Origin of the sequence: Rhodococcus sp. SORGH_AS_0303, from assembly GCF_030819335.1 — a bacterium.
Lineage (GTDB): Bacteria > Actinomycetota > Actinomycetes > Mycobacteriales > Mycobacteriaceae > Rhodococcoides.
In genome coordinates this window covers 3,082,821-3,105,288 of the sequence record NZ_JAUTBO010000001.1, presented here as the reverse complement: position 1 = coordinate 3,105,288, position 22,468 = coordinate 3,082,821, and the positions used below count along the sequence as shown (strand labels likewise).

At 70.4% G+C, this 22,468-nt stretch carries 22 protein-coding genes; 19 read left to right on the top strand and 3 right to left on the bottom strand.

All coding sequences use genetic code 11. The features are described from left to right. Nucleotides 1-264: 264 nt before the first annotated feature. The 8 genes from eccCa (at nucleotide 265) to glmM (ending at nucleotide 9,463) form a co-directional block, all read left to right on the top strand. A complete protein-coding gene (gene eccCa / locus QE449_RS14525) occupies nucleotides 265-4,179 on the top strand; it encodes a type VII secretion protein EccCa (RefSeq protein ID WP_307109730.1) in 3,915 nt (1,304 codons plus the stop codon). Then, nucleotides 4,176-5,612: a type VII secretion-associated protein gene (locus tag QE449_RS14520; RefSeq protein ID WP_307109029.1), complete on the top strand. Its 1,437-nt coding sequence runs from the start codon at nucleotides 4,176-4,178 to the stop codon at nucleotides 5,610-5,612. Before eccCa ends, QE449_RS14520 begins: the two co-directional genes overlap by 4 nt. Nucleotides 5,613-5,726: 114 nt before the next feature. Further along, on the top strand, nucleotides 5,727-6,029 hold the full coding sequence (locus QE449_RS14515) for a WXG100 family type VII secretion target (protein WP_162246747.1): 303 nt from the start codon (nucleotides 5,727-5,729) through the stop codon (nucleotides 6,027-6,029). Between the two features lie 51 nt (nucleotides 6,030-6,080). Next, nucleotides 6,081-6,359 carry a WXG100 family type VII secretion target gene (locus QE449_RS14510; protein ID WP_027503812.1) on the top strand — a complete coding sequence of 93 codons (279 nt, stop codon included), beginning with the start codon at nucleotides 6,081-6,083 and terminating at the stop codon, nucleotides 6,357-6,359. 102 nt (nucleotides 6,360-6,461) lie between these two features. Continuing rightward, entirely contained in the window at nucleotides 6,462-6,860 is a 399-nt protein-coding gene (locus QE449_RS14505) for a TraR/DksA C4-type zinc finger protein (RefSeq protein ID WP_222650302.1), read from the top strand. Nucleotides 6,861-7,032: 172 nt separating this feature from the next. After that, nucleotides 7,033-7,476, top strand: a complete 444-nt coding sequence (gene rplM, locus QE449_RS14500) for a 50S ribosomal protein L13 (RefSeq protein ID WP_027503810.1) — start codon at nucleotides 7,033-7,035, stop codon at nucleotides 7,474-7,476. A gap of 50 nt (nucleotides 7,477-7,526) precedes the next feature. After that, the gene (gene rpsI, locus QE449_RS14495) at nucleotides 7,527-8,012 is read left to right on the top strand and encodes a 30S ribosomal protein S9 (RefSeq protein ID WP_371831715.1); all 486 of its coding nucleotides are present in this window, start codon (nucleotides 7,527-7,529) and stop codon (nucleotides 8,010-8,012) included. A gap of 113 nt (nucleotides 8,013-8,125) precedes the next feature. After that, complete coding sequence (glmM, locus tag QE449_RS14490) at nucleotides 8,126-9,463, top strand: phosphoglucosamine mutase (protein WP_307109028.1); 1,338 nt, start codon at nucleotides 8,126-8,128, stop codon at nucleotides 9,461-9,463. Nucleotides 9,464-9,475: 12 nt separating this feature from the next. Here glmM and QE449_RS14485 read toward each other — a convergent pair whose 3' ends face one another. Further along, nucleotides 9,476-10,516, bottom strand: coding sequence for an LLM class F420-dependent oxidoreductase (locus tag QE449_RS14485; protein WP_285188575.1), 1,041 nt, complete (start codon nucleotides 10,514-10,516; stop codon nucleotides 9,476-9,478). A gap of 168 nt (nucleotides 10,517-10,684) precedes the next feature. Here QE449_RS14485 and QE449_RS14480 point away from each other — a divergent pair, with 168 nt between their 5' ends. From QE449_RS14480 to QE449_RS14470, 3 genes are read left to right on the top strand one after another with little or no spacing between them, the layout of a single operon-like run. Then, entirely contained in the window at nucleotides 10,685-11,029 is a 345-nt protein-coding gene (locus QE449_RS14480; RefSeq protein WP_307109027.1) for a hypothetical protein, read from the top strand. Continuing rightward, nucleotides 11,026-12,621 (top strand): hypothetical protein, encoded by a 1,596-nt coding sequence (locus tag QE449_RS14475; RefSeq protein ID WP_307109026.1) that lies wholly within the window; start codon nucleotides 11,026-11,028, stop codon nucleotides 12,619-12,621. Before QE449_RS14480 ends, QE449_RS14475 begins: the two co-directional genes overlap by 4 nt. Then, complete coding sequence (locus QE449_RS14470) at nucleotides 12,618-12,854, top strand: hypothetical protein (RefSeq protein WP_056442520.1); 237 nt, start codon at nucleotides 12,618-12,620, stop codon at nucleotides 12,852-12,854. The genes QE449_RS14475 and QE449_RS14470 overlap by 4 nt, the downstream gene beginning before the upstream one ends. Here QE449_RS14470 and QE449_RS14465 read toward each other — a convergent pair. Then, the gene (locus tag QE449_RS14465; protein ID WP_027503804.1) at nucleotides 12,827-13,693 is read right to left on the bottom strand and encodes a dienelactone hydrolase family protein; all 867 of its coding nucleotides are present in this window, start codon (nucleotides 13,691-13,693) and stop codon (nucleotides 12,827-12,829) included. The two genes, QE449_RS14470 and QE449_RS14465, sit on opposite strands and share 28 nt — an antisense overlap. 90 nt (nucleotides 13,694-13,783) lie before the next feature. Between QE449_RS14465 and glmS the strand changes: the two genes are divergently transcribed. Continuing rightward, a complete protein-coding gene (glmS, locus tag QE449_RS14460; protein ID WP_222627330.1) occupies nucleotides 13,784-15,646 on the top strand; it encodes a glutamine--fructose-6-phosphate transaminase (isomerizing) in 1,863 nt (620 codons plus the stop codon). On the opposite strand, the gene QE449_RS14455 is transcribed toward glmS, so the two are convergent. Then, on the bottom strand, nucleotides 15,647-16,015 hold the full coding sequence (locus tag QE449_RS14455) for a plastocyanin/azurin family copper-binding protein (protein WP_037184149.1): 369 nt from the start codon (nucleotides 16,013-16,015) through the stop codon (nucleotides 15,647-15,649). A 56-nt stretch (nucleotides 16,016-16,071) separates the two neighbouring features. Here QE449_RS14455 and QE449_RS14450 point away from each other — a divergent pair, with 56 nt between their 5' ends. Genes QE449_RS14450 through tsaD form a run of 7 tightly spaced genes read left to right on the top strand, consistent with a single transcriptional unit; the run spans nucleotide 16,072 to nucleotide 22,466 of the window. Continuing rightward, the gene (locus tag QE449_RS14450; protein ID WP_307109025.1) at nucleotides 16,072-17,502 is read left to right on the top strand and encodes an NAD(P)H-hydrate dehydratase; all 1,431 of its coding nucleotides are present in this window, start codon (nucleotides 16,072-16,074) and stop codon (nucleotides 17,500-17,502) included. Nucleotides 17,503-17,542: 40 nt separating this feature from the next. Next, on the top strand, nucleotides 17,543-18,733 hold the full coding sequence (gene alr, locus QE449_RS14445) for an alanine racemase (protein ID WP_222650309.1): 1,191 nt from the start codon (nucleotides 17,543-17,545) through the stop codon (nucleotides 18,731-18,733). A gap of 20 nt (nucleotides 18,734-18,753) precedes the next feature. After that, the gene (locus QE449_RS14440; protein ID WP_027503799.1) at nucleotides 18,754-19,803 is read left to right on the top strand and encodes an alpha/beta fold hydrolase; all 1,050 of its coding nucleotides are present in this window, start codon (nucleotides 18,754-18,756) and stop codon (nucleotides 19,801-19,803) included. Further along, nucleotides 19,796-20,266, top strand: coding sequence for a tRNA (adenosine(37)-N6)-threonylcarbamoyltransferase complex ATPase subunit type 1 TsaE (gene tsaE / locus QE449_RS14435; protein WP_051613037.1), 471 nt, complete (start codon nucleotides 19,796-19,798; stop codon nucleotides 20,264-20,266). The genes QE449_RS14440 and tsaE overlap by 8 nt, the downstream gene beginning before the upstream one ends. A 21-nt stretch (nucleotides 20,267-20,287) precedes the next feature. Further along, a complete protein-coding gene (gene tsaB / locus QE449_RS14430) occupies nucleotides 20,288-20,944 on the top strand; it encodes a tRNA (adenosine(37)-N6)-threonylcarbamoyltransferase complex dimerization subunit type 1 TsaB (RefSeq protein ID WP_307109023.1) in 657 nt (218 codons plus the stop codon). Beyond that, the gene (gene rimI / locus QE449_RS14425) at nucleotides 20,941-21,423 is read left to right on the top strand and encodes a ribosomal protein S18-alanine N-acetyltransferase (RefSeq protein WP_027503796.1); all 483 of its coding nucleotides are present in this window, start codon (nucleotides 20,941-20,943) and stop codon (nucleotides 21,421-21,423) included. The genes tsaB and rimI overlap by 4 nt, the downstream gene beginning before the upstream one ends. Continuing rightward, nucleotides 21,420-22,466 (top strand): tRNA (adenosine(37)-N6)-threonylcarbamoyltransferase complex transferase subunit TsaD, encoded by a 1,047-nt coding sequence (gene tsaD, locus QE449_RS14420; protein WP_307109022.1) that lies wholly within the window; start codon nucleotides 21,420-21,422, stop codon nucleotides 22,464-22,466. The genes rimI and tsaD overlap by 4 nt, the downstream gene beginning before the upstream one ends. Nucleotides 22,467-22,468: the final 2 nt, after the last annotated feature.

The window sequence follows — 22,468 nt, the reverse complement described above, 5'->3', positions numbered from 1 at the left end:
GCACTATAGGTCAGTTCGGTGACATCGCCTCGCGATATGCACAGGCACGAGGGTTCGTCCACAACCCTCGTCGTCTTCCCTCACGGTCGTCGGCGTCCGGCGCTACGGTCTGACCCGACTCGCCGAACGGGGCGGCGAGCCACTGGGGGGGTGGACGTGGTGGTCGGACGTGAGGGCGAGTACGCGACGGCGGTGGACACGCGGGTGGTCCAGGGTCGATCGCCGCGCGAGGAGGCGCCGCGGGTGCCGGGCGGCACCGTCGAGATGGAGCCGCCACCGGAGATTCCGCGGGTGGTCCCGGGGAACCCGCTCCTGAAGATGCTGCCTCTGGTCATGGTGGTCGCGATGGTCGGCATGGTTGCCCTCATGATCACGACGGGCGCGGCCGCCAACCCGATGACGCTGCTGTTCCCGGCCATGATGGTGGTGTCCATGCTGGGGATGTTCGCCGGTGGGGGCCGCGGAGGCGGGCCACGGACGGCCGAACTCGACGAATCGCGCAAGGACTATCTGACGTACCTCGGTACGATGCGCGAGCGGGTCCGGTCGACGGCGTCGGCGCAGCACGAGGCACTGGCCTTCTCCCATCCTGATCCGTCGACGCTGTCCTCGTTCGCCGGAACCTCACGCATGTGGGAGAGGCGGTCGACAGACGACGACTTCGTCCATCTGCGGGTGGGCGTGGGCGACCAACGACTCGCCACTCGCCTCGTCACACCCGACACGGGTCCGCCCGAGGGTCTCGAGCCGGTGTCGGCCGCCCTCCTGCGCTCGTTCGTCCGGACCCATGCCATCGTGTCGGACCTTCCCACCGCGGTCTCGTTGCGCGCGTTCTCCGTGATCGGTGTCGACGGCCCCGTCGAGGCGGCGAGAGCGCTCGTGCGCTCGATGGTGTTGCAGGCGTGCACTTTCCACAGTCCGGACGACATCAGTGTGGTGGTCGTCGTGGACGACTGCATCGCGGCGACGTGGGACTGGACGAAGTGGTTGCCGCACCACGGGGACGAGACCGCGTCGGACGGTGGCGGGCGACGGCGGCTGACCTTCGGATCGCCGGCGGAGGCAGCGCGGGACCTCGCCGTCCCGGCGGCAGACTCGTCGACCGGTGCGCGGCCCCATCGCATCGTGGTCGTGGATCGCGGTGCCGAGGACGGTGTCGAGGATGCCGAGACATGGGAGACCGTGACGAGGGGCGGGGACGTGACGGTCCTGACCGTGTCCGGTGCGGGCCGGGACGGCACCGCGGATCGCACACTCGTCCTGGTCGTCGGCGACGGCGCGGACAGGACTGCGCTCGGCGCACGGAGCGCGGCCGGAGTCGAGATGTTCGGTACCGCGGACGGTGTGGACGTGGTCACCGCCGCCGTGGTGGCGCGGGGACTCGCTCGATTCCGGACGGGCGACACCGTCGTGCGGGCGGAGGGTGGCCCGCGCGTCCGAGCATGGGAACACCTGCCCGGCATGACGTCTCCCGACAGTCTCGACCCCGGCGTCGCCTGGTCCTCCCGTTCCGGGCGGTCGCGACTGCGCGTCCCGTTCGGACTCGACGACGACGGTCGCGTCGTCGAGCTCGACCTGAAGGAGGCCGCCGAGGGGGGTATGGGACCGCACGGACTCTGTATCGGCGCCACGGGATCGGGAAAGTCGGAACTGTTGCGGACGCTGGTGCTCGGACTCGTCGCGACGCACCCGCCCGACGTCCTGAATCTCGTCCTCGTCGACTTCAAGGGTGGGGCCACGTTTCTCGGACTGGAATCGGCGCCTCACGTCGCGGCCGTCATCACCAATCTGTCCGAGGAAGCGCAGATGGTCGAGCGGATGCGCGACGCGCTCGCGGGCGAGATGACTCGACGGCAGGAACTGCTCAGGGCCGCCGGCAATTACGCGAACGTCTCCGATTACACCCGTGCGCGCGAGGGTGGTGCCGCACTCGCGCCTCTACCGGCGCTCTTCGTCGTCGTCGACGAGTTCTCCGAACTGCTGACCCGGTTCCCGGAGTTCGCCGAGCTCTTCGTCGCGATCGGGCGACTCGGGCGCTCGCTGCATATCCATCTGTTGCTGGCGAGCCAGCGGCTCGACGAGGGTCGGCTGCGCGGACTCGACAGTCATCTCTCCTACCGCATCGGGCTGAAGACGTTCTCGGCCTCCGAATCTCGATCGGTTCTGGGTGTCGCCGACGCGCATCACGTGACCGGGGGTCCGGGAGTGGGGTTCCTCAGAACGGACTCCAGCGAGCTGGTGCGCTTCACCGCGATGTACGTCTCGGGTCCCCGTCTGCGGAGCGACGAGCCCGCAGCGCTCTCGGTCGGCGCAGGCTCGACCGGGCCCCGTCTCTTCACGGCGGCGCCGGTCCCGCTGCTCGACGAGACCGCCCTCGAACCGGCGGGCGAATCGCCGTCTCCGTCCGAGTCGTCGGACGGCGGCACCATCCTCTCCGCCGTCGTCGCGCGAGTGCGCGGTCACGGGCGTCCCGCACACCGGGTGTGGCTACCGCCGTTGGACCGGCCCGTCACACTCGACTCGGTGTCACCGGACACGGCGCTCGGCGGTGACCGGCCCGACGCGGCGGGGTCACTGCGCGCCGTGGTCGCACTGGTCGACCGGCCGTACGACCAGCGACGCGATGCACTCGAACTCGACCTCACCGGTGCGTCCGGGCACGTGGCGATCGTCGGGGGACCGCAGTCCGGCAAGTCCACCGCGCTCTGCACGCTCGTCCTCGATCTGGCTCTGCGGTACTCCCCGCACCACGTGCAGTTCCACGTCCTGGACTTCGGCGGTGGATCCGTCGGACGGCTGGTAGGCCTTCCTCACGTCGGATCCGTCGCGGTCCGCTCGGAGGCGGACGCCGTTCGACGCATCGTCGCCGACGTGGTCGGAACCGTTCGACGCCGCGAGGAGTTGTTCCGCACCGGCGAGATCCGGTCGATGGCCGACGCGCGGCGCAGGCGAGAGTCGGGTGGAGACAGTGCACCGCCGGTGCCGGACATCGTTCTGGTCGTCGACGGGTGGAGCACCATCCGAGCCGAGTTCGAGGCCCTCGAACCGTCCCTGCACCAGCTGGTGTCGAGCGGACTCTCCTACGGGGTGCACGTCGTCCTCGCCGCGAGTCGGTGGGCCGAGCTCCGTCCCGCGGTGAAGGATGCCGTCACCACGAGAGTCGAACTGCGCATGGGTGATCCGTCGGACTCGGACATCGGCCGAGCACGGGCGATGCACGTCCCGACGCGTCGGCCCGGTCGAGGCATCACCCCGGACGGGTTGCATCTGCTCGTCGCGCTCCCGCGTGTCGACGGCATCGCCGACACGGACGATCTCGGACACGGGACCGACCGCGCGATCGCCGAGTCGGTCCACCGGTGGCGGGGTGACGCACCGACGCCCCCGGTGCGACTGTTGCCGCGTCGACTCGAGCGCGACGACCTTCTGTCGTCCGTGTCGGCGTGGTGGCCACCGTCCGCCTCGGGGACATTCGTCGCCACCGTGCCGGTGGGTGTCGACGAGAACGATCTCGCGCCGGTCGTTCTGGATCTGGCCGAGCATCCGCACCTTCTCGTCCTCGGCGACTCGGGCTGCGGGAAGACCAGTCTGCTGCGATCGATCTGCCGTTCGCTCGCGCAGGCCAACGACGCCACGTCGCTGAGAATCCTCGCCGTCGACTACCGACGAACCCTGCTGGGCGACATCCCGTCCGATCGGCTCGCCGGTCACGCGTCCACGGCCGAGCAGGCCACGACGATGGTCGCCGAACTCGCGACCTACCTGCGTGCCCGCCGTCCGGGACCGGACACCACTCGTCGCGAACTCGCTGCGAGATCCTGGTGGACCGGTCCCGAGATCGTCGTGGTCGTCGACGACTACGACCTCGTCGTCACGCCGCACGGAAACCCGCTGACCGAGTTGCTGGAACTGCTGTCGCAGGCGCGGGACGTCGGTCTGCATCTCGTCGTCGCACGTCGGTGCGGCGGATCCGCTCGGGCACTGTACGAACCGGTCCTCGCGAGGCTCAAGGACCTGGCATCACCGGGACTGGTCATGAGCGGAAGCCGAGAGGAGGGCGTCCTGCTCGGCTCCGTCCGTCCGTCCGAACTCCCACCCGGACGCGGTGTGCTGGTCGGGCGCGGAACGGCGACACTGGTGCAGACCGCGCTGTGCGAGACCGCGCCGGACGAGCGGTGACGTCGCCCGTCGGGCTCGTCACGACCGTGGACGCGGTGTGGTGTTCACGGTTCGGGGTGCTGTCGAGAACTCCCGCAGACGGTTCCGCGTCCGTGGACGTCCTCGGCCACATCGACGACCGCGTCGTCACCCTCGCCGACGGACGCGAGGTCGAGGTGTCGACGATGGTGTCCGAGATGTTCACCGACGCTCTGCGCGATGCGGGTGTGCACGGTGGGGACCACGACCTGGTGCTGGTGCACCCACCGCACTGGGGAGCCGTGCGCTGCAGCGTCCTCACCGCGGCCGCGCGACCCCTCGCGCGTGACGTCCTCCTCGTGTCGTCGGCGCTCGTCGCGCGGGACGCGGCGCAGTCGGCCCGGCCCTGCCCGTGCGGTGGATCACGCTGCCGAACAGTGGTTCTCGACCGCACACCGCACCGCACCACGGTCTCGACCGTGGTGAGTACGGCCATCAGCAGCGACGTCGTGGACTGTGTTCTGACCGACCCCGCGATCGGAGGGGACGACGAGCTGACGGTGTCGCGCACTCGTGCCGCGGTGGACGGAGCTCTCGCTGCCGCGCCGGCCTGCCGACTCGTCGTGCACGGCACGAGTGACACCTTGCGGCGAGCCGTACTCGACGAGATGAGCGATCTGACGGTGGTGACGGTTGACGACGAGGAGATGGCGGCAGCCGTGGTCCCGAGCGCGGGCGCGAGTTCCCTCCCGGTTCCGCCCGTCACAACGTCCGTACCGGCCGAGCTCACGCCCGGTAGGACGGGCGCGTGGCTGGCCGAACGAGCCGCCGCGGCGGCCGTGGACCGTCGGCGCACGACCCGACGGCCGGTCCTGGTGGCAGCGGTGGCGACCGCGGTGGTGTGCGTCAGCATCGGCGTCGCGGCACTGACCAGCGGACAGTCGCCCGCGCCTGCGACGGAGCGACCACGAGCCGCAGAACCGTCCATGGTCCCGGCCGGGCCCACTCGACCCACCGCGCCCACCACCGAGCCGGCCGCCGCGACGACGACGAGCGCCCCCGCCGGTACCGACTTCTCGGTCGCCGGAACACACCTGATCGTGCCGGTGGGGTGGCATGTCGAGCCGGGTACGGAGCGGGTCGAGATCCGTCCCGACGCACCCGCCGGCATGCGACTGGTGCTGGTGGTCCGCGAACTCGGTGTGGGCGTCGGACTCCCCGACGTGCAGGCCACCCTGTCGGCCGGGGTCGACGCCGCACCCGATCGACTCGGCGGGCTCGATCGACGGTCGGACGTATCCGATCGTCCCGCGCTCGTCTACACCGAGAAGGCGTCCGACGGCTCGACGGTGGCGTGGACGGTGATCGTGTCACCGGGGGAGCAGACGAGTCTCGGCTGTCAGAGCACCGAGGCCGCGGACCCCGTGATGGCGGAGGTCTGCACCGCGGTCCTCGCGTCCCTCGTCGTCGGGTGACGCGGTGGCGGAGACGGAACCGTTCGCCGAGTTGTCGCGTCGAAGGAGGTGCAGGGGAAGTTCCGGGTACCGGCCCGGACCACACCGAGGGGGGATCGAGAGACCATGTCGCAGATGAAGACCACCGTCGAGACGATGCACGTCACCGCAGGGAAGGTGGACCAGCTGACGCTCGAGATCAAGGCGCTGCTGGACCAGCTGCGTGGCGACGTCCAGGCCGTCGGAGGGAGTTGGGAAGGCGCGGCGGCGATCGCGTTCCAGAACGTCATGACCAGCTGGGACGGCAGCGCGAACAAGTTGCAACTCGCGCTGGGTTCGATCGGGGACGCCATCAAGTCGAGCGGGACCGCCTACGGCGCTGCCGACGACGACAACACGCGCACCGTCACCGCCGCGGGCGGTTCGCTCAACCTCTGACCCGCCGATCATCCGATCTGCCCATCACTCACGTCAGGAAGGACGTTCACCATGAGATACGTGTTCGGTGCCATCGACCAGGTCACTGCTCAGATCGACGCGAAGCAGGCCACTCTCAACAGCAAGCTCGACGAACTGCGCCAGATCATCTCGCCGCTGGTGGCGGAATGGGAAGGCACGGCGTCGGAGTCGTACCAGGACAAGCAGCGCCAGTGGGACTCGGCGGCCCTGGAGCTCAATCAGGTTCTCGAGGCGGTCGGCAGTGCCGTCGGTCAGGGCAACGCCGACATGCAGGCACGCGAGGCGGCGAACCGGGGAATGTTCGCCTGATCACGGACGAGGTGGGCAACCGGGGCGTGGGGGGTGTCCGGTTGCCCATCTCCGACGGTCCGTACGACTCCGGTCGGCGCGGGGCGGATACTGGACGTCGTCATGACACAGCCGGATCAGCCCGTCACCGACCCGAGCGACCGCGACCACGCGGCTCGGGCGATCGCCCGCAGCCGGGTCGCGGCGGAACGTGCGCTCACCGAGGCCCGCATCGTGTCGCTCGCACGACAGCACCAGGCCATCGTCGAAGGGTCCCGGTGGACCACGGACGACGACGAGCACGATCCCGAGGGGTCGACCATCGCGTTCGAGCGCGCCGCCATCGCATCGATGTCGAGAGAGGCGCGAGAGGAACTGCGCGAACTCGACGACGCGGAGATGCGGATCGAGCGCGGCACCTACGGACAGTGCGAGGTGTGCGGCGGGGCGATCTCCGACCCCCGCCTCGAGGCGCTGCCGACTGCTCGCCGCTGCATCGAGTGCACCTCTCGTCGGCGATGACGGTCGAGGGGTTTTGACCTGCCAGTACGTGGGCCGGTAAGGTACACCGTTGGCGTTCGGTACATCGAGTCGTCATGCACGACCGATACCGGTCCCTCGGGTCTCCACTGGCCGCCGAGACGATCGACCACGCGCCTGGCCAGCACCATCAGCGATGAGACAAGGAAGTTCTGTGTCCACGTACAGCCAAAAGGCCGGGGATGTCACCCGGACCTGGCACGTGATCGACGCCACCGACGTCGTTCTCGGCCGCCTCGCAGTCCAGGCAGCAACTCTGCTGCGTGGCAAGCACAAGCCCACGTATTCCCCCAACCTCGACGGCGGAGACTTCGTCATCGTCATCAACGCTGAGAAGGTCGCGATCAGCGGCAACAAGCGGACCGACAAGTTCCACTACCACCACTCGGGCTTCCCGGGCGGTCTCCGTGCGCGCAGCATCGGTGAGGTTCTGGACAAGAACCCCGACCGCGTCGTGGAGAAGGCCATCAAGGGCATGATCCCCAAGACCAAGCTCGGCAACCAGATCGCCGGCAAGCTCAAGGTCTACGCAGGTCCCGATCACCCCCACACGGCTCAGCAGCCCGTCCCGTACGAGATCAAGCAGGTGTCCCAGTGACCGCTCCCGAAGAGAACGTCGTGACCGAGACGGCCGAAGAGACCGTCCCCATCGGTGACTCCGTCGAGATCGCCGACGAGTTCGTCTCCGTCGAGGAGCCCGAGGTCGTCGCCGACATCGAGGCCGCCGCTCGTCCCGCCATCTACATCGATCGCCCCGTCACCACGGTCGGTCGTCGTAAGGAAGCCGTCGTGCGCGTGCGCATGACCCCCGGCTCGGGCGACTTCAAGCTCAACGGCCGCACCCTCGAGGACTACTTCCCCAACAAGGTGCACCAGCAGCTCATCAAGTCCCCGTTCGTCACCGTCGAGCGTGCGGACGGCTTCGACATCGTCGCCCTCCTGCACGGTGGCGGCCCGTCCGGCCAGGCAGGCGCCCTGCGTCTCGCCATCGCCCGTGCCCTCATCGAGGTCACCCCGGACGATCGCCCCGCCCTCAAGAAGGCCGGCTTCCTCACGCGTGACCCGCGTGCCGTGGAGCGCAAGAAGTACGGCCTGAAGAAGGCTCGTAAGGCATCGCAGTACTCGAAGCGCTGATCTCAGCACTTCTGGAGAAGCAGGCGCTCCGGCTGGTCCTCGGACCGCCGCGGGCGCCTGCTTCATGTCACGGCACCTGCATTCGCTCCACCTGCTCGGAAGAGGTAACTGTCATGGCCCGGTTGTTCGGTACCGACGGAGTTCGGGGACTGGCGAACGAGGAGGTGACGGCAGACCTCGCACTACGACTCGGCCGTGCCGCCGCAGCGGTGCTCGGCGAGGTCGCCTCGTCGACCACCCGCCCCCTGGCCGTGGTCGGACGGGACCCGCGCGCGAGCGGCGAGATGCTCGAAGCCGCGATCGTGGCCGGACTGTCCTCCGCCGGAGTCGACGTCCTCACGGTCGGTGTCGTCCCCACCCCGGCCCTGGCCTACTTGACCGACGACTACGACGCGCAGCTCGGCGTCATGATCTCCGCATCGCACAACGCGATGCCCGACAACGGCATCAAGTTCTTCGCGGCCGGCGGCCACAAGTTGGACGACGACCAGGAAGACCGCATCGAAGCGTTGCTCGACGCGCCCGCCACGGGCCCCGTCGGTGCCGCCATCGGCCGCGTGCGACAGGCCCCGGACGCTCTCGCCCGCTACGAGAGCCATCTCGCGACCATCGTCACCCGACGCCTCGACGGCATCACCGTCGTCGTGGACTGCGCTCACGGAGCCGCCTCGACCGCCGCGCCGGACGCCTACCGCGCCGCGGGAGCGACCGTGATCGCCATCAACGCAGACCCGGACGGCCTCAACATCAACGACGGATGCGGGTCCACTCACCTCGACGTGGTGCAGAAGGCCGTCGTCGAGCAGGGCGCAGACCTCGGACTCGCCCACGACGGCGACGCGGACCGTTGTCTCGCAGTGGACGCGAGCGGCGCCGTGGTCGACGGGGACGCGATCATGGCGATCCTCGCGATCGCGATGCACCAGCGCGGCGAGCTTCCCGACGACACGCTGGTCGCCACCGTCATGAGCAATCTCGGACTGCACATCGCGATGCGTGACGCCGGAATCACGGTGCGCACCACCGCTGTCGGCGATCGCTACGTTCTCGAAGAACTGCGCGCCGGCAATTACGGACTCGGCGGTGAGCAGTCGGGGCACATCGTCCTGCCCGACTTCGGCACCACCGGTGACGGTGTGCTGACGGGCCTGCAGATCATGGCCAGGATGGCCGAGACGGGACGCACCCTCGAGGACCTCGCGTCCGTCATGCGCACGCTGCCCCAGGTGCTGATCAACGTGCCCGTGCAGGACAAGTCCGCCGCGACGTCGGCTCCGCTCGTGCAGGACGCGGTGACCCGTGCAGAGGACGAACTCGGACGAGAGGGGCGAGTGTTGTTGCGTCCCTCGGGAACCGAGCAGCTTGTCCGCGTGATGGTGGAAGCGGACACTGCAGACACCGCCCGCCGGCTCGCCGACCACATCGCGGATGTGGTCGGCGCCGTCGGCTGACGTCTCGGCCCGTCAGCCGATGAGGGCCTTGAGCTGCTCCACCTGACTCACGCGGCCAGCGGTGTCGGCTGCGATGGGGTGGATGTTCAGTGTGGTCACACCCGCGGACTCGAAGGCGGCGAGGCGCTCCTTGACGTAGCTCTCGGTGCCGATCAGCGAGATCGACCGGACCAGCTCGTCGGGAACGGCGGCCGTGGCCTCCTCCTTCTTGCCGGCCAGGTAGAGGTCCTGGATCTTCTCTGCCTCCGCCTCGTACCCGTACCGCACCGCGAGGTCGTTGTAGAAATTCTTGCCCTTGGCGCCCATGCCACCGATGTAGAGCGCGAGCTGGGGCTTGATCCACGGAAGGAACTGGTCGGCGTCGTCGCCGATGGCCACGGCGGGGCTGGCGTAGACGTCCAGCTCACCCAGAGACGGGTCGCGCTTCGCCTTACCGGCCGCGAGCGACTCGCCCCACACCGACTCGGCCTTCTCCGGATGGAAGAAGATGGGCTCCCAGCCCTGGGCCAGCTCGGCGGTGAGCGCGACGTTCTTGGGTCCGAGTGACGCGATGACGATCGGAATGTCGGCTCGCACAGGATGATTGATGAGCTTGAGGGGCTTGCCCAGACCCGTGCCCTGATCGGCGGGCAGAGGAATCTGGTAGTACTTGCCCTCGAACTGCACCTTCTCGCGGCGCCACACCTGGCGGCAGATCTCGATGATCTCGCGGGTGCGGCCGAGCGGGGCGTCGTACTTGACGCCGTGGAATCCCTCGATCACCTGGGGGCCGGACGCGCCGATACCCATCACGAATCGTCCGCCGGAGACGTAGTCGAGACCGGCGGCAGTCATCGCGAGCAGCGACGGCGTGCGGGTGTAGATCTGGAAGATGCCCGACGCCAGCTGGATCGTCGAGGTCTTCGCCGCGAGGAAGCCGATCTGGCTCACCGCGTCGAACGAGTACGCCTCGGGAATGAACGCGATGTCCATTCCCGCCCTCTCCAGGGCCCCGACCTCCTCGACCGTCTCGCTGAACCCGCCCGAGTAGTTCAATTGCATACCGATGCGCATGGGGCTCCCTGATCGCCGAAGTGTGTGTTACTCACCTGTGAAATCGGAGGTTACCGGTCCGACCGGCCGTGCCCACCGACGGCTGCCGTTTCGCGGGAACGCGGGGGAGCGGCGGTGCGTCTGATCTGTGGGGATCGCGCTCTCGAGCATCACTTCGGAAGGGACGACATGGCCAGTGGAACGTCGCGACGCGGAACGACGCTGGACGAGGGGGCAGCCCGAGCGGCGATCGCGGCCCTCGAGGAGTCCGCGACAGCCGTACGAAGGTCCGCCGAGAGCGGTGTGGGTGGTCTGTTCGGTGTCGAGTCGGCGGGCCGGAACCATTGGGCGGAGGCGGCCGCCCTGCAGGACAGCCTCGGGCGGCTGTCGGAGGGCCTGAGGTCCTGGTCGGACGCCACCGCTGCGACCTCGGCCGCCCTGCGGGCGTTGATCGACGGCTCGGTGTCGCTCGACGATGTCACCGCCCTGCGCGTCGCGGCGCCGGGTGTGCCGGCACGGCGAGGTGACCGGTGACCGCACCGGTGCCGCCGACGATCGACGGTCTGCTGGATCTCGGGAGCGAGGGCCTGACGTTCTTCGCGACGTTCCTCCCGCTGGTCGGAGCGAGCGGCGCGCCGATGACCACGACCCACGTCGCGCTCTGCGCTCGCTACGACGAGCAACGCGGACTCGACACCGAGGCTCTCCGGGCTGACGCCGACCGGCTCGGCGCCGCGGCGGCCGAGGCGCGCGCGGAGATCGGGCGTCAGTCCGACGCAGCGGAGTCGTTGGGGCAGGCCTGGTCGGGAGATGCCGCCGACGCCGCGCTCGACCTTCTTCGACGGCAGTGCGCGAGGTCGGCCGGCCACGCCGATCAGCTCGAGGCGATCGGTTCAGCGATGGCCTCCGCGTCGGCGGGGTTGCACGCGATCGTCGAGGACAAGTCGATCGCCGCCTCCGCGTTCCGCACCGACCACGTGGGCGGTCGCGATGCAGCGCAGGTCGCGGCCACCATCGCCGGAGCCGGAGGTGCATCCGCACCCGACGCGGTGCGGACGCTGGCCTCGGTGTTCCCGGGCCTCGAGGCGATGCTGCTGTCCGCGTCGGATCCCGGCCGGCGGCAGGCCGAGGTCCTCGAACCGGTCGCAGCCCGATGCCGAGAGTGGTTGGACACCGTGTTCGTGCCGGCGATGACCGAGCGTGTGGCCGCATTCGAGGAACTGTGCACCTCGACGGAGACCGCCGTGTCCGAGATCTACGCGGCACTCTGCGCCGCTGCGGCGGACATCGACGGCTCGCCGTGGCCGAGTGGTCACCGGTTCGTCGAGGACGACGCGTGCGAGTGTGTGCCGGCGGAAGGCACCGTGCCGGCTGCAGCGACCGCGCCGGCGTCGGTGACGGCGCCGGCCGCTGCACCCGAGCCGCCGTCGCTCGCCGTCGCGCCCTCTCCTGTGGTCGCGGAGCCGCCCGCGACGCTGCCTGTCGCTCCCGTCGAGGATCGCTCACCGCTCGCCGACGTGATCGGGCGGGCGGTGCGGGACGCCATGACCGAGGTGATGTCGACCGCGGCGCCGTGCGACCCACCGCCCGCCGAGACGCAGATCTCACCGGAGGCGGCGCTGACTGCGCCTGCCGAGGACGTCAAGCGCGGTCACCTCGAGGCGGAGCTCGACGGTCGCGGGGTGAGTGTCGCCGTCGGCGCGGACGGGGCCGTGGACATCCGCACCCACGACGCGGCGGGGGAGTCCCATCACTTCGCTCTCGCTGCCGGGCCTCTCGGACTGCCCGTCCTCACCGAGGTGATGGACGAGGCGGCGCCGCAATCGGAACAGCCTGCAGAGTCGTCGTCCGAGACCCCGGACACAGCAGAACGGGACGAGCCGCATCGGGAGGCAGTCGAACAGGAGGCAGCGGATCAAGGGCTCCCGGTCGTCGAGGCCCCGGTCGTCGAGGCCCCGGTCGTCGCACCACCGGTCGTCGCACCACCGGACTGCATTCCCACTGCTGCGGAATCCGGCGGTGTCACGGAACCCGCTGCGCCGCAACCGGTCACGGACCCGATCGGTGAGGCAGCGACGGTCGGCGAGCCGGCGCGACCCGAGATCGCGGAAGCCGGTCCGCTGTGAACTCGCAGAACACCGCGGACATCATCGACGCCGTCGTGCGGGAGCACCGGCGGGCGACGCGACGTGTGCGGACCCGCCTCGCGGCCATCGACGAGGAGGCTCGGAAGCGCTCGGAGGCCGCGCGGGTGGCGCCGCGTCGCGCCGGAGTGATCCTGCGATCGCCCACAGAGGCGGTGGCCGGCGACGAGGCTCCGCCGGCGGCGCCTCAGCGACCGGCGAGGTGGCTCAGCTGACGGATCGCGCTGACCTTCTTGGGGGCGTCCGCGGTCGGCGCGTTCGGGTCGACCACCTCGGTGCCCTTGACGACGGCGTCGGGATCGGAGAAGTCGGAGTACGTGTCGTCGCCCGCGAGGCGGTGCAGGAGGAAGCCGGTGAGCAGTGCCTGCACCGAGCGCCGAGTCTTCGGCTGGGCGTTGCCGACGCCGAGGAAGCTGAGCAGCTTCCGGCCCTCGACCATGCCGTCACCTTCCGACTTGTCGATCACGCGGAGCAGGGTGGGGCCACCGAGCGCATCGGCGAGCGCGACGGGCTCGGCGGTGAGGGAGTTCAGTTCGGAGGGACTGCCGAGAACCAGAGCGGGCGCCGTGACCGCGTCGGCGATGCCGGGCGACAGGGCGCGCGGAGAGGTGGGCGCCGGATAGAGCGCACCGAGAGCGGCGACGTCCGATCGCTGAGCCGCGGCGATCACCGCGGCGCCCGCGCCCATGGAATGGCCCACCAGGCCGAGCTTGGCGGGGTGCACGCTGATGTCGCCGGTGCCGAGACGGATGCCGGTGCACACGTCGAGCGCGACGAGGAGATCCTGCGCCAGGGCACTGTGGGAGGGCACCGGTCCGCGCTGCGTGTTCGGCGCGACGACGACGATGCCCCACGACGCGAGGTGCCGCAGCGTGGAGTCGTAGTGCGAGGCGCCGGTCATCCAGCCGTGCGCGAAGGCGATCGCCGGCAGTCCCGTGCCCTCACTGGGCGTGTAGATCACACCGGGCAGGCCCGCGAGAGCGAGGTCACCGCGCAGCACGCGATGGGGACCCCGCTTGGTCAGGTCGGCGACCAACTTCTGCGTCTTCGGCACAGCACTGACCGTAGTCGACGCGGCAGTTCGCCATGCCGTCGACGTGCGGGCGGCCGGAGCGCCGTCCGCGCCGAAGTAGGCTGTCGTCCCATGTGCGGAATCGTCGGGTACGTCGGACATCGTCGAGCGCTACCGGTGGTGGTGGAGGCGTTGCGCCGGATGGAGTACCGCGGATACGACTCGGCCGGCATCGCCGTCCTGGACGGGTCCGGGGGAATGGCCGTCGAGCGCAAGGCCGGAAAACTGGCGAACCTCGAGGCCGAACTGGACGAACTCGGGCGGGACACCTTCGTCGGCACCAGCGGGATCGGCCACACCCGGTGGGCCACCCACGGACGGCCCACCGATCGCAACGCCCACCCGCACCGCGACCGCGCCGACCGCGTCGCCGTCGTGCACAACGGCATCATCGAGAACTTCGCGCCGCTGCGCGCCGAACTCGAGAACGCAGGCGTCGAGTTCGAGTCGGACACCGACACCGAGGTGGCCGTCCATCTGGTCGCCGCCGCCTACGACGAGGGCCCCACGGCCGGAGACTTCGTCCAGAGCGCCCTCGCGGTGCTGCAGCGCCTCGAAGGCGCCTTCACGCTCGTGTTCACCCACGTCGATCACCCCGACACCATCGTCGCGGCCCGTCGCTCCACCCCGTTGGTCGTCGGCGTCGGCGAGGGCGAGATGTTCGTCGGGTCCGATGTCGCCGCCTTCATCGAGCACACGCGCGACGCGGTCGAGCTCGGGCAGGACCAGGTCGTGGTGATCACCGCCGACGGCTACGACGTCATGAACTTCGACGGGTCCGAGGCCGAGGGGCGTCCGTTCCGCATCGACTGGGACCTCGCCGCCGCCGAGAAGGGTGGTCACGACTACTTCATGTTGAAGGAGATCCAGGAGCAGCCCGCGGCGGTCGCGGACACCCTCCTCGGACACTTCACCGACGGTCGCATCGTTCTCGACGAGCAGCGACTGTCGGATCAGGAGCTGCGCGACGTCGACAAGGTGTTCGTCGTCGCGTGCGGCAGCGCGTACCACTCGGGGCTGCTGGCGAAATACGCGATCGAGCACTGGACGCGCCTCCCCGTGGAGGTGGAGCTGGCCAGCGAGTTCCGTTACCGCGACCCCGTTCTCGACCGCTCGACACTCGTGGTGGCCATCTCTCAGTCGGGCGAGACCGCCGACACGCTGGAGGCGGTCCGGCACGCGAAGGAGCAGAAGGCCCGAGTCCTGGCCGTCTGCAACACCAACGGTTCCCAGATCCCGCGCGAGGCCGACGCGGTGCTCTACACGCGGGCGGGACCGGAGATCGGTGTCGCGTCGACCAAGGCGTTCCTCGCCCAGGTGACGGCCAACTACCTGGTCGGTCTGGCGTTGGCGCAGGCTCGCGGTACCAAGTATCCGGACGAGGTCGCACGGGAGTACGCGGATCTCGAGGCCATGCCGGAGCTGGTGAGGAAGGTGCTCGAGACGGTCGAGCCCGTTCGCGCCCTGGCTCGCGAGTTGGCGTCGTCACCGACGGTGCTGTTCCTGGGTCGCCACGTCGGTTACCCGGTCGCCCTCGAAGGTGCGCTCAAGCTCAAGGAGCTCGCGTACATGCACGCCGAGGGTTTCGCCGCCGGCGAGCTCAAGCACGGTCCGATCGCCCTCATCGAGGACGACCTGCCCGTGATCATCGTGATGCCGTCGCCGAAGGGCCGAGCGGTGCTGCACTCGAAGATGCTCAGCAACATCCGTGAGATCCAGGCGCGCGGCGCCCGGACCGTCGTGATCGCCGAGGAGGGCGACGAGACGGTGCGGCCGTTCGCCGATCACCTCATCGAGATCCCGGCAGCGCCGTCACTGCTGCAGCCGCTGTTGTCGACGGTGCCGCTGCAGGTGTTCGCCGCCGAGGTCGCGCAGGCGCGCGGCTACGACGTGGACAAGCCGCGCAACCTCGCGAAGTCGGTCACCGTCGAGTGATCAGCTCTCTCGGACGATGACGGTGCCCGTCATGTTCGGGTGCACCGAGCAGAAGTACGGGTACGTGCCGGGGTCGTCGAACGTCTGACTGAACTGACCCGACGAGATCATCGGGCTGTGCAGCAGACGGGACGCCGCGTCGATGCCGATCACGTTGTGCGCGACACCGGTGTCGTCGAAGAACCACGTGACGGTGTCGCCGGGCGAGATGGTGACGCTGGCAGGGGAGTAGGCCATCGCGGCGACCGTGACGACGTTCGGCCCGGTCGGACGTTCGGCGGTGGGGGCGTCCTCGGTGCACGATGTGAGCGACAGTGCCAGTGCGGCAGTGACTCCGATCGTCGCCGCGAGTGTTGTCAGGCGAGCCATGATTCCCACGGTAGACCTGCCGTGCATCGTGGCCGGTCGGCGCTACCGTGGGACGCATGCGTCACTTCCACACCGCCGACGAGGTGCGAGCGGCGGAAGCCCCGCTGCTGGCCCGACTGCCCGAGTACGCGGCGATGCGCCGCGCGGCCCACGGACTGGCGACGGTCGTCGCTCGTGAACTCCGGGCCCGCACCGGCGGGGTGGTCGGCAGACGGGTGCTCGTTCTCGCCGGATCCGGGGACAACGGCGGTGACGCGCTGTTCGCCGGCGCCGAACTACGCCGACGCGGTGTCGCCGTGGAGGCACTGCTGCTCCGCCCCGATCGCGCCCACCCCGCCGCACTGGCGGCGTTCCGGGCCGCCACGGGACGTGTGGTGACGCGGGCCGGCGACCCCGATCTGGTGATCGACGGCATCGTCGGCCTGTCCGCGCGGGGATCGCTCCGACCGGACGCGGCCGCGATCGTCGACGGACTCACCGCCCCCGTCGTGACTGCGGACCTGCCGTCGGGTGTCGACCCGGACACGGGCGACGTCGACGGTCCCGCCGTCCGTGCCGCCGTGACGGTGGCGTTCGGCGCCTACAAGCCGGTGCACGTGCTCGCGAGCGCGTGGTGCGGCGAGCTGCACCTGATCGACATCGGCCTCGTTCCGGACACCGCGACGATCACGTCTCCCGACGACGGCGAGGTGGGCCGCGCGTGGCCGGTACCCGGACCTGCGGACGACAAGTACTCCCAGGGCGTCACCGGAATCATGGCGGGCAGCGAGAAGTATCCCGGCGCGGGCGTGCTGTGCACGGGCGCTGCGGTGGCGGCGACGTCCGGCATGGTCCGCTACGTCGGGCAGGGCGGCGCCGAGGTGGTGCATCACTACCCGGAGGTGGTCACCGCCCGTTCGGTCGACGAGGCAGGACGTGTACAGGCCTGGGTGGTCGGGCCTGGCTTCGGCACCGACGACGACGCGGCCGACCGGCTGCGCTCCGTCCTGGAGTCCGACGTCCCGGTCCTCGTCGACGCCGACGGACTGACCGTGCTGTCGCGGCGACCCGAGCTGGTGCGCGGACGGTCGTCGGCGACCGTGCTGACACCGCACGCGGGAGAGTTCGAGCGACTCACCGGGTCCGCGCCCGGACCCGATCGTGTCCGGTCCGTCCGCGCCCTCGCGGCCGACTGGAACGTGACGGTGCTGCTCAAGGGGCGAGCGACGGTGATCGCGGATCCCGACGGCGCCGTCTCCGTCGACGACGCGGGGTCGTCCTGGTCCTCGACGGCCGGGTCCGGCGACGTGCTGTCCGGCATGATCGGAGCGCTCCTCGCGGCGGGCGTGCCGGCCCGCACCGCCGCCGTCATGGGCGCTCGCGCGCACTCGCGGGCGGCCGCGCTCGCCGCCACCGATCGAGGTCGGCGTACCGCTGCTCCCATCTCCGCCTCACCGCTGCTCCGCGCCGTTGCGGACGCGGTCGGCGACCTCCGCGCACAGGCCTGACACCCGCCACCGCACGTCGGTGCGGGTTGTCGATGGCAGAATGACGCCGGTGAACAGCGCGCAGGAGGTGCCGACGAGTCCGGTCGCACCGGCTCCGACTTCTCGCCCGCAGGCCGAGGCGCTGATCGATCTGGACGCCGTCGCGCACAACACCCGCATCCTGATCGAGCACGCCGGCGATGCTGCGGTGATGGCCGTCGTCAAGGCGGACGGCTACAACCACGGCGGAGTGGAGGTCGCTCGGGCGGCGCTCGCGGCCGGTGCTCGCGAACTCGGTGTCGCCACGGCTGCGGAGGCGCTCGGACTGCGCACCGCGGGTCTCACGGCGCCGGTGCTGTGCTGGTTGCACGCCCCCGGCACCGACTTCACGGGACTGATCGACTCGGACGTCGAGATCGGCGTGTCCTCGCCCCGTCAGATAGCGGAGGTCGCCGACGCCGCACGCCGTGTCGGCCGTCCCGCCGTGGTGTCCCTCAAGGTCGACACCGGCATGAATCGCAACGGGGTGGGTGCGGACGAGTTCGACGCGGCCGTCGACGCCCTGGTGGCGGAGCAGCGTGGTGGCGCGCTGCGCGTGCGCGGCCTGTTCTCCCACCTGGTCGATGCGGACGTACCCGGCGATCCGATCAACGACCGGCAGAAGGAGCGCTTCGACGCCGCCGCGGACGCGATGGCCCGAGCGGGCGTGGCACCCGAGGTACGGCACATCGCCAATTCCGCCGGTGCCCTTATCCGCCCCGACCTGGCCTACGACATGGTCCGACCGGGCATCGCGCTGTACGGCCTGTCCCCGGCACCCGATCTCGGATGGTTCGGACTGCGCCCCGTGATGACGCTGCGCGCCACGGTGATCCTGCTCAAGCGGGTGGCTGCCGGCGATGGCGTCTCCTACGGCCACGAGTGGATCGCTCCCGTCGACACGACGGTGGCGTTGCTGCCCGTGGGCTACGCCGACGGCATCACGCGTGCGCTGAAGAACCGATACGAGGTGTCGATCCACGGCGTTCGGTATCCGGCGGTGGGCCGGGTGTGCATGGACCAGATCGTCGTCGACCTCGGGCCCGGCCGTCCCGACGTCGCCGAGGGGGACACCGCGTACCTCTTCGGACCGGGCGACCACGGGGAGCCCACGGCCCAGGACTGGGCGGAGACGCTCGACACGATCAACTACGAGGTGGTGACCGGTATCCGCGGTCGAGTACGACGGACGTTCGCCGGAGGGGTCTCGTGATCAGCGCCCGTCTCGCCGGAATGGCCGGGGGCGCAGCGAGTATCGCGGCCGTGGCTGCCGTGGCCGGCATCACGGCGGTGCGGCGCCGGGTGGGCCCGCCGGTGCCCGACGCCGGTCGGCGCGAGGACTTCGAGTCGATGGAGTTCGATCGCGGGTGCGTCGTCGCGAGCGGAGACGGAGTGCCGCTGGCGGTGCGCGAGGTCGGTCCACTCGAGGCGCCGCTGACCGTGGTGTTCGTGCACGGGTACTGCCTGCGCATGGAGTGCTGGCACTACCAGCGCCGCGAGCTCGCCCGCCGGTGGGGCGACGACGTGCGGATGGTGTTCTACGACCAGCGCGGTCACGGCCGATCCGGCGACGTCTCGCCGGACGAGTGCGACATCGCCCGCCTCGGCATCGATCTCGCCGACGTGATCCGGGCCGTCGCACCGCGTGGGCCGCTGGTGCTGGTGGGCCACTCGATGGGCGGCATGTCGGTGCTCGCGGCCACTCGCCAGTTCCCCGACGCGGTGGCCGAGCGGGTCGTCGGAGTCGCGCTGATGTCCACCACCGCAGCGGGTCTCGCGCGTACCGGTCTCGGACGGAACCTCCAGAATCCGGCCGTCGACGCGTTCCGGCTCGCGGTGCGGACCGCTCCGGGTGCGGTCCAGTTCGGCCGCGGTGTCGTGCGCGGGGTCATCGCCCCGGTGCTGCGCGCGGCGTCGTTCGGCACCGCGGTCAGTCCCGCCCTCGAGGCGTTCGCCGAGCAGATGATCCACGACACCTCGGTGGTGACGATGGTCAACTTTCTCCAGGCGCTCGAGCTGCACGACGAACTGGAGGCGCTGCCCGTCATCGCGGACACGGCGACCCTGGTGCTGTGCGGCGACGACGACTGGGTCATCCCGTTCGACAAGTCGGAGCAGCTGGCCGACGCGCTCCCGCACGCCGAGATGGTCCGGGTCCGCCGCGCCGGTCACCTGGTGCAGCTCGAGTTCCCCGACGAGGTGAACGACGCCCTGGACCGTCTGGTACAGCGTGCACGCGACGGACGGGTCCGCGCCGAACCGACGAGGCGAACCGTTGGCTGACGCGGTGCCGGTCGAGGGGGAGGCCGTCCTCTCGACGGCCGAGGACACCGAGCTCCTGGGCGAGCGCCTCGCCGCGGAGCTCGAAGCGGGCGACGTCGTGGTGCTCGACGGACCCCTCGGCGCAGGTAAGACGACGCTGACGAAGGGTCTCGCCCGCGGACTCGGCGTGCTCGGCCGCGTGAGCTCGCCGACGTTCATGATCGCGCGCACCCACCGCGCCGGCGGGGACACCGGCCCCGGGCTCGTGCACGTCGACGCCTACCGGCTGGGGCTCGGAACCGGCGCCTCGGCGATGGACGAGCTCGACGCCCTCGACCTCGACACCGAGCTGGCGGACTCCGTCGTCGTCGTGGAGTGGGGCGAGGGCATCGCGGAGGCCCTCGCCGACCGGCACCTGCTGATCCGGCTGCGGCGCGAGCCGGAGTCCGACGTCCGCACCGCCACGTGGCAGTGGATCGGGTGAGCACGGGTAATCTGGATCCCCGTGCTGATACTCGCCGTGGACACCTCCACTCCCGCCGTGACGGCCGGGGTGGTGCGGCTCGACGACACCGGCCCGCAGCCGCTCGCGACGCGCGTCACCGTCGACGCCCGTAAGCACGCCGAAGTTCTCACCCCACACATCCTCGAGTGCCTCGCCGACGCCGGCATCACCGCGGACGACCTGTCCGCTGTCGTCGTCGGCACCGGACCGGGGCCGTTCACCGGCCTGCGCGTGGGCATGGCGACGGGAGCCGCCTTCGGTGACGCCCTCGGCATCCCGGTGCACGGTGTCGGCAGTCTCGATGCCATCGCCGGGGCCGTGCCCGGTGATCGCGAGGTCCTCGTCGTCACGGATGCGCGTCGCCGGGAGGTGTACTGGGCACGGTTCCGCGGCGCCGAGCGCATCGCCGGACCGTTCGTCTCGCCCGCCGCGGACATCGTCGTGGGGGAGTCGACGGTGGTGGCCGGATCGGCACTGCACGTCGATCTGGTGGACCTGCCCGTGGAACCGGTCGAGAGTCCGTCTCCGGAATGCCTCGTCGCCGTGGCCGCGCAGGCGCTGCGCTCCGGCGCGGAGCCGACGGCACTGGTGCCGCAGTATCTCCGGCGTCCCGACGCGGTCGCGACGGCCGATCGAGCGGCGAAGACCCGCGCATGATCGGCACGGTCGAACCGATGCGCGTCGAGGACGCGGACCGGTGCGCGGAGCTCGAGGCCGTGCTGTTCCCCACCGACGGGCCCTGGCCCGCATCGGCCTTCGTCGAGGAACTGCGCGGCCCGCACGTGCGGTACTTCGTCGTGCGAGAGGACGACGGTCGGGCCGTCGGGTACGCCGGGATCGCGTTGCTGGGCAAGGGCGAGGACACCGAGTCCGAGGTCCACACCATCGGCGTCGATCCCGCCGCGCAGCGTCGCGGTATCGGCAGGGCACTGCTCGACGCGTTGCTGCACGAGGCGGACCTGCACGGCGGTCCGGTGTTCCTCGAGGTGCGCACCGACAACGAGCCGGCCATCGAGTTGTACCGCCGTGCGGGCTTCGACATCGTCGGGACGCGCCGCCGCTACTACCAGCCCAGCGGTGCGGACGCGTACACCATGACCAGGCCCGCCCCGACTACGAGAGGTGGTCACCCGTGATCGTCATGGGGATCGAGAGTTCGTGCGACGAGACCGGTGTCGGCATCGTCCGCTACACCGGAGACGCGTCGGGCACCGGCACGTGCGAGATGCTCGCCGACGAGGTCGCGTCCAGTGTCGACGAGCACGCCCGCTTCGGTGGTGTCGTCCCCGAGATCGCATCGCGCGCACACCTCGAGGCCATCGTGCCCACGATGCGACGAGCGTTGGCGCAGGCGGGTATCCGTCGCCCGGACGCCGTCGCCGTCACCATCGGACCGGGCCTCGCCGGAGCGCTCCTCGTCGGTGTCGCGGCGGCGAAGGCCTACGCGGCGGCGTGGAACGTGCCGTTCTACGCGGTCAACCATCTCGGTGGTCACGTCGCGGTGGACACCCTCGAGCACGGCCCGATGCCGGAGTGTGTCGCGCTGCTGGTCTCGGGCGGACACACGAATCTGCTCGAGGTGTCCTCCCTGGCCGAACCGATCGTCGAACTGGGCAGCACCGTCGACGATGCGGCGGGAGAGGCCTTCGACAAGGTCGCCCGGCTCCTCGGACTCGGGTATCCCGGCGGTCCCGTGCTCGACGCGCTCGCCGCAGAGGGTGATCCGCGCGCCGTCGCGTTTCCTCGCGGCATGACCGGACCACGCGACTCCCGCTACGACTTCTCGTTCTCCGGCCTCAAGACCGCGGTGGCTCGCCACGTCGAGTCGGCGCAGCGCGCCGGCCGTCCGATCGTGGTGGCCGACGTGGCCGCGTCGTTCCAGGAGGCCGTCGCCGATGTCCTGACGATGAAGGCGCTGCGCGCTGTGACCGACCGGGGGATCGGCACCCTCGTCCTGGGCGGCGGTGCCACTGCGAACTCGCGTGTCCGATCGCTCGCCGAGGAGCGGTGCGCCGCGGCCGGGGTGACGTTGCGCGTGCCCACTCCGCGTCGATGCACCGACAACGGCGTCATGATCGCCACGCTCGGGGCGCACATCGCTGCATCCGGAGCCGAGCCGTCACCACTGACGGCGGCGACCGATCCGGGCCTGCCCGTCTCGGTCAGCCAGGTCGTCTGACG

What these genes read in the sequence shown, in the direction of transcription:
- eccCa (WP_307109730.1), top strand. Translation starts at nt 265, where the DNA reads ATGGAGCCGCCACCGGAGATTCCGCGGGTGGTCCCGGGGAACCCGCTC.
- QE449_RS14515 (WP_162246747.1), top strand. Translation starts at nt 5,727, where the DNA reads ATGAAGACCACCGTCGAGACGATGCACGTCACCGCAGGGAAGGTGGAC.
- QE449_RS14510 (WP_027503812.1), top strand. Translation starts at nt 6,081, where the DNA reads ATGAGATACGTGTTCGGTGCCATCGACCAGGTCACTGCTCAGATCGAC.
- QE449_RS14505 (WP_222650302.1), top strand. Translation starts at nt 6,462, where the DNA reads ATGACACAGCCGGATCAGCCCGTCACCGACCCGAGCGACCGCGACCAC.
- glmM (WP_307109028.1), top strand. Translation starts at nt 8,126, where the DNA reads ATGGCCCGGTTGTTCGGTACCGACGGAGTTCGGGGACTGGCGAACGAG.
- QE449_RS14485 (WP_285188575.1), bottom strand. Translation starts at nt 10,516, where the DNA reads ATGCGCATCGGTATGCAATTGAACTACTCGGGCGGGTTCAGCGAGACG.
- QE449_RS14480 (WP_307109027.1), top strand. Translation starts at nt 10,685, where the DNA reads ATGGCCAGTGGAACGTCGCGACGCGGAACGACGCTGGACGAGGGGGCA.
- glmS (WP_222627330.1), top strand. Translation starts at nt 13,784, where the DNA reads ATGTGCGGAATCGTCGGGTACGTCGGACATCGTCGAGCGCTACCGGTG.
- QE449_RS14455 (WP_037184149.1), bottom strand. Translation starts at nt 16,015, where the DNA reads ATGGCTCGCCTGACAACACTCGCGGCGACGATCGGAGTCACTGCCGCA.
- QE449_RS14450 (WP_307109025.1), top strand. Translation starts at nt 16,072, where the DNA reads ATGCGTCACTTCCACACCGCCGACGAGGTGCGAGCGGCGGAAGCCCCG.
- alr (WP_222650309.1), top strand. Translation starts at nt 17,543, where the DNA reads ATGACGCCGGTGAACAGCGCGCAGGAGGTGCCGACGAGTCCGGTCGCA.
- QE449_RS14440 (WP_027503799.1), top strand. Translation starts at nt 18,754, where the DNA reads ATGGCCGGGGGCGCAGCGAGTATCGCGGCCGTGGCTGCCGTGGCCGGC.
- rimI (WP_027503796.1), top strand. Translation starts at nt 20,941, where the DNA reads ATGATCGGCACGGTCGAACCGATGCGCGTCGAGGACGCGGACCGGTGC.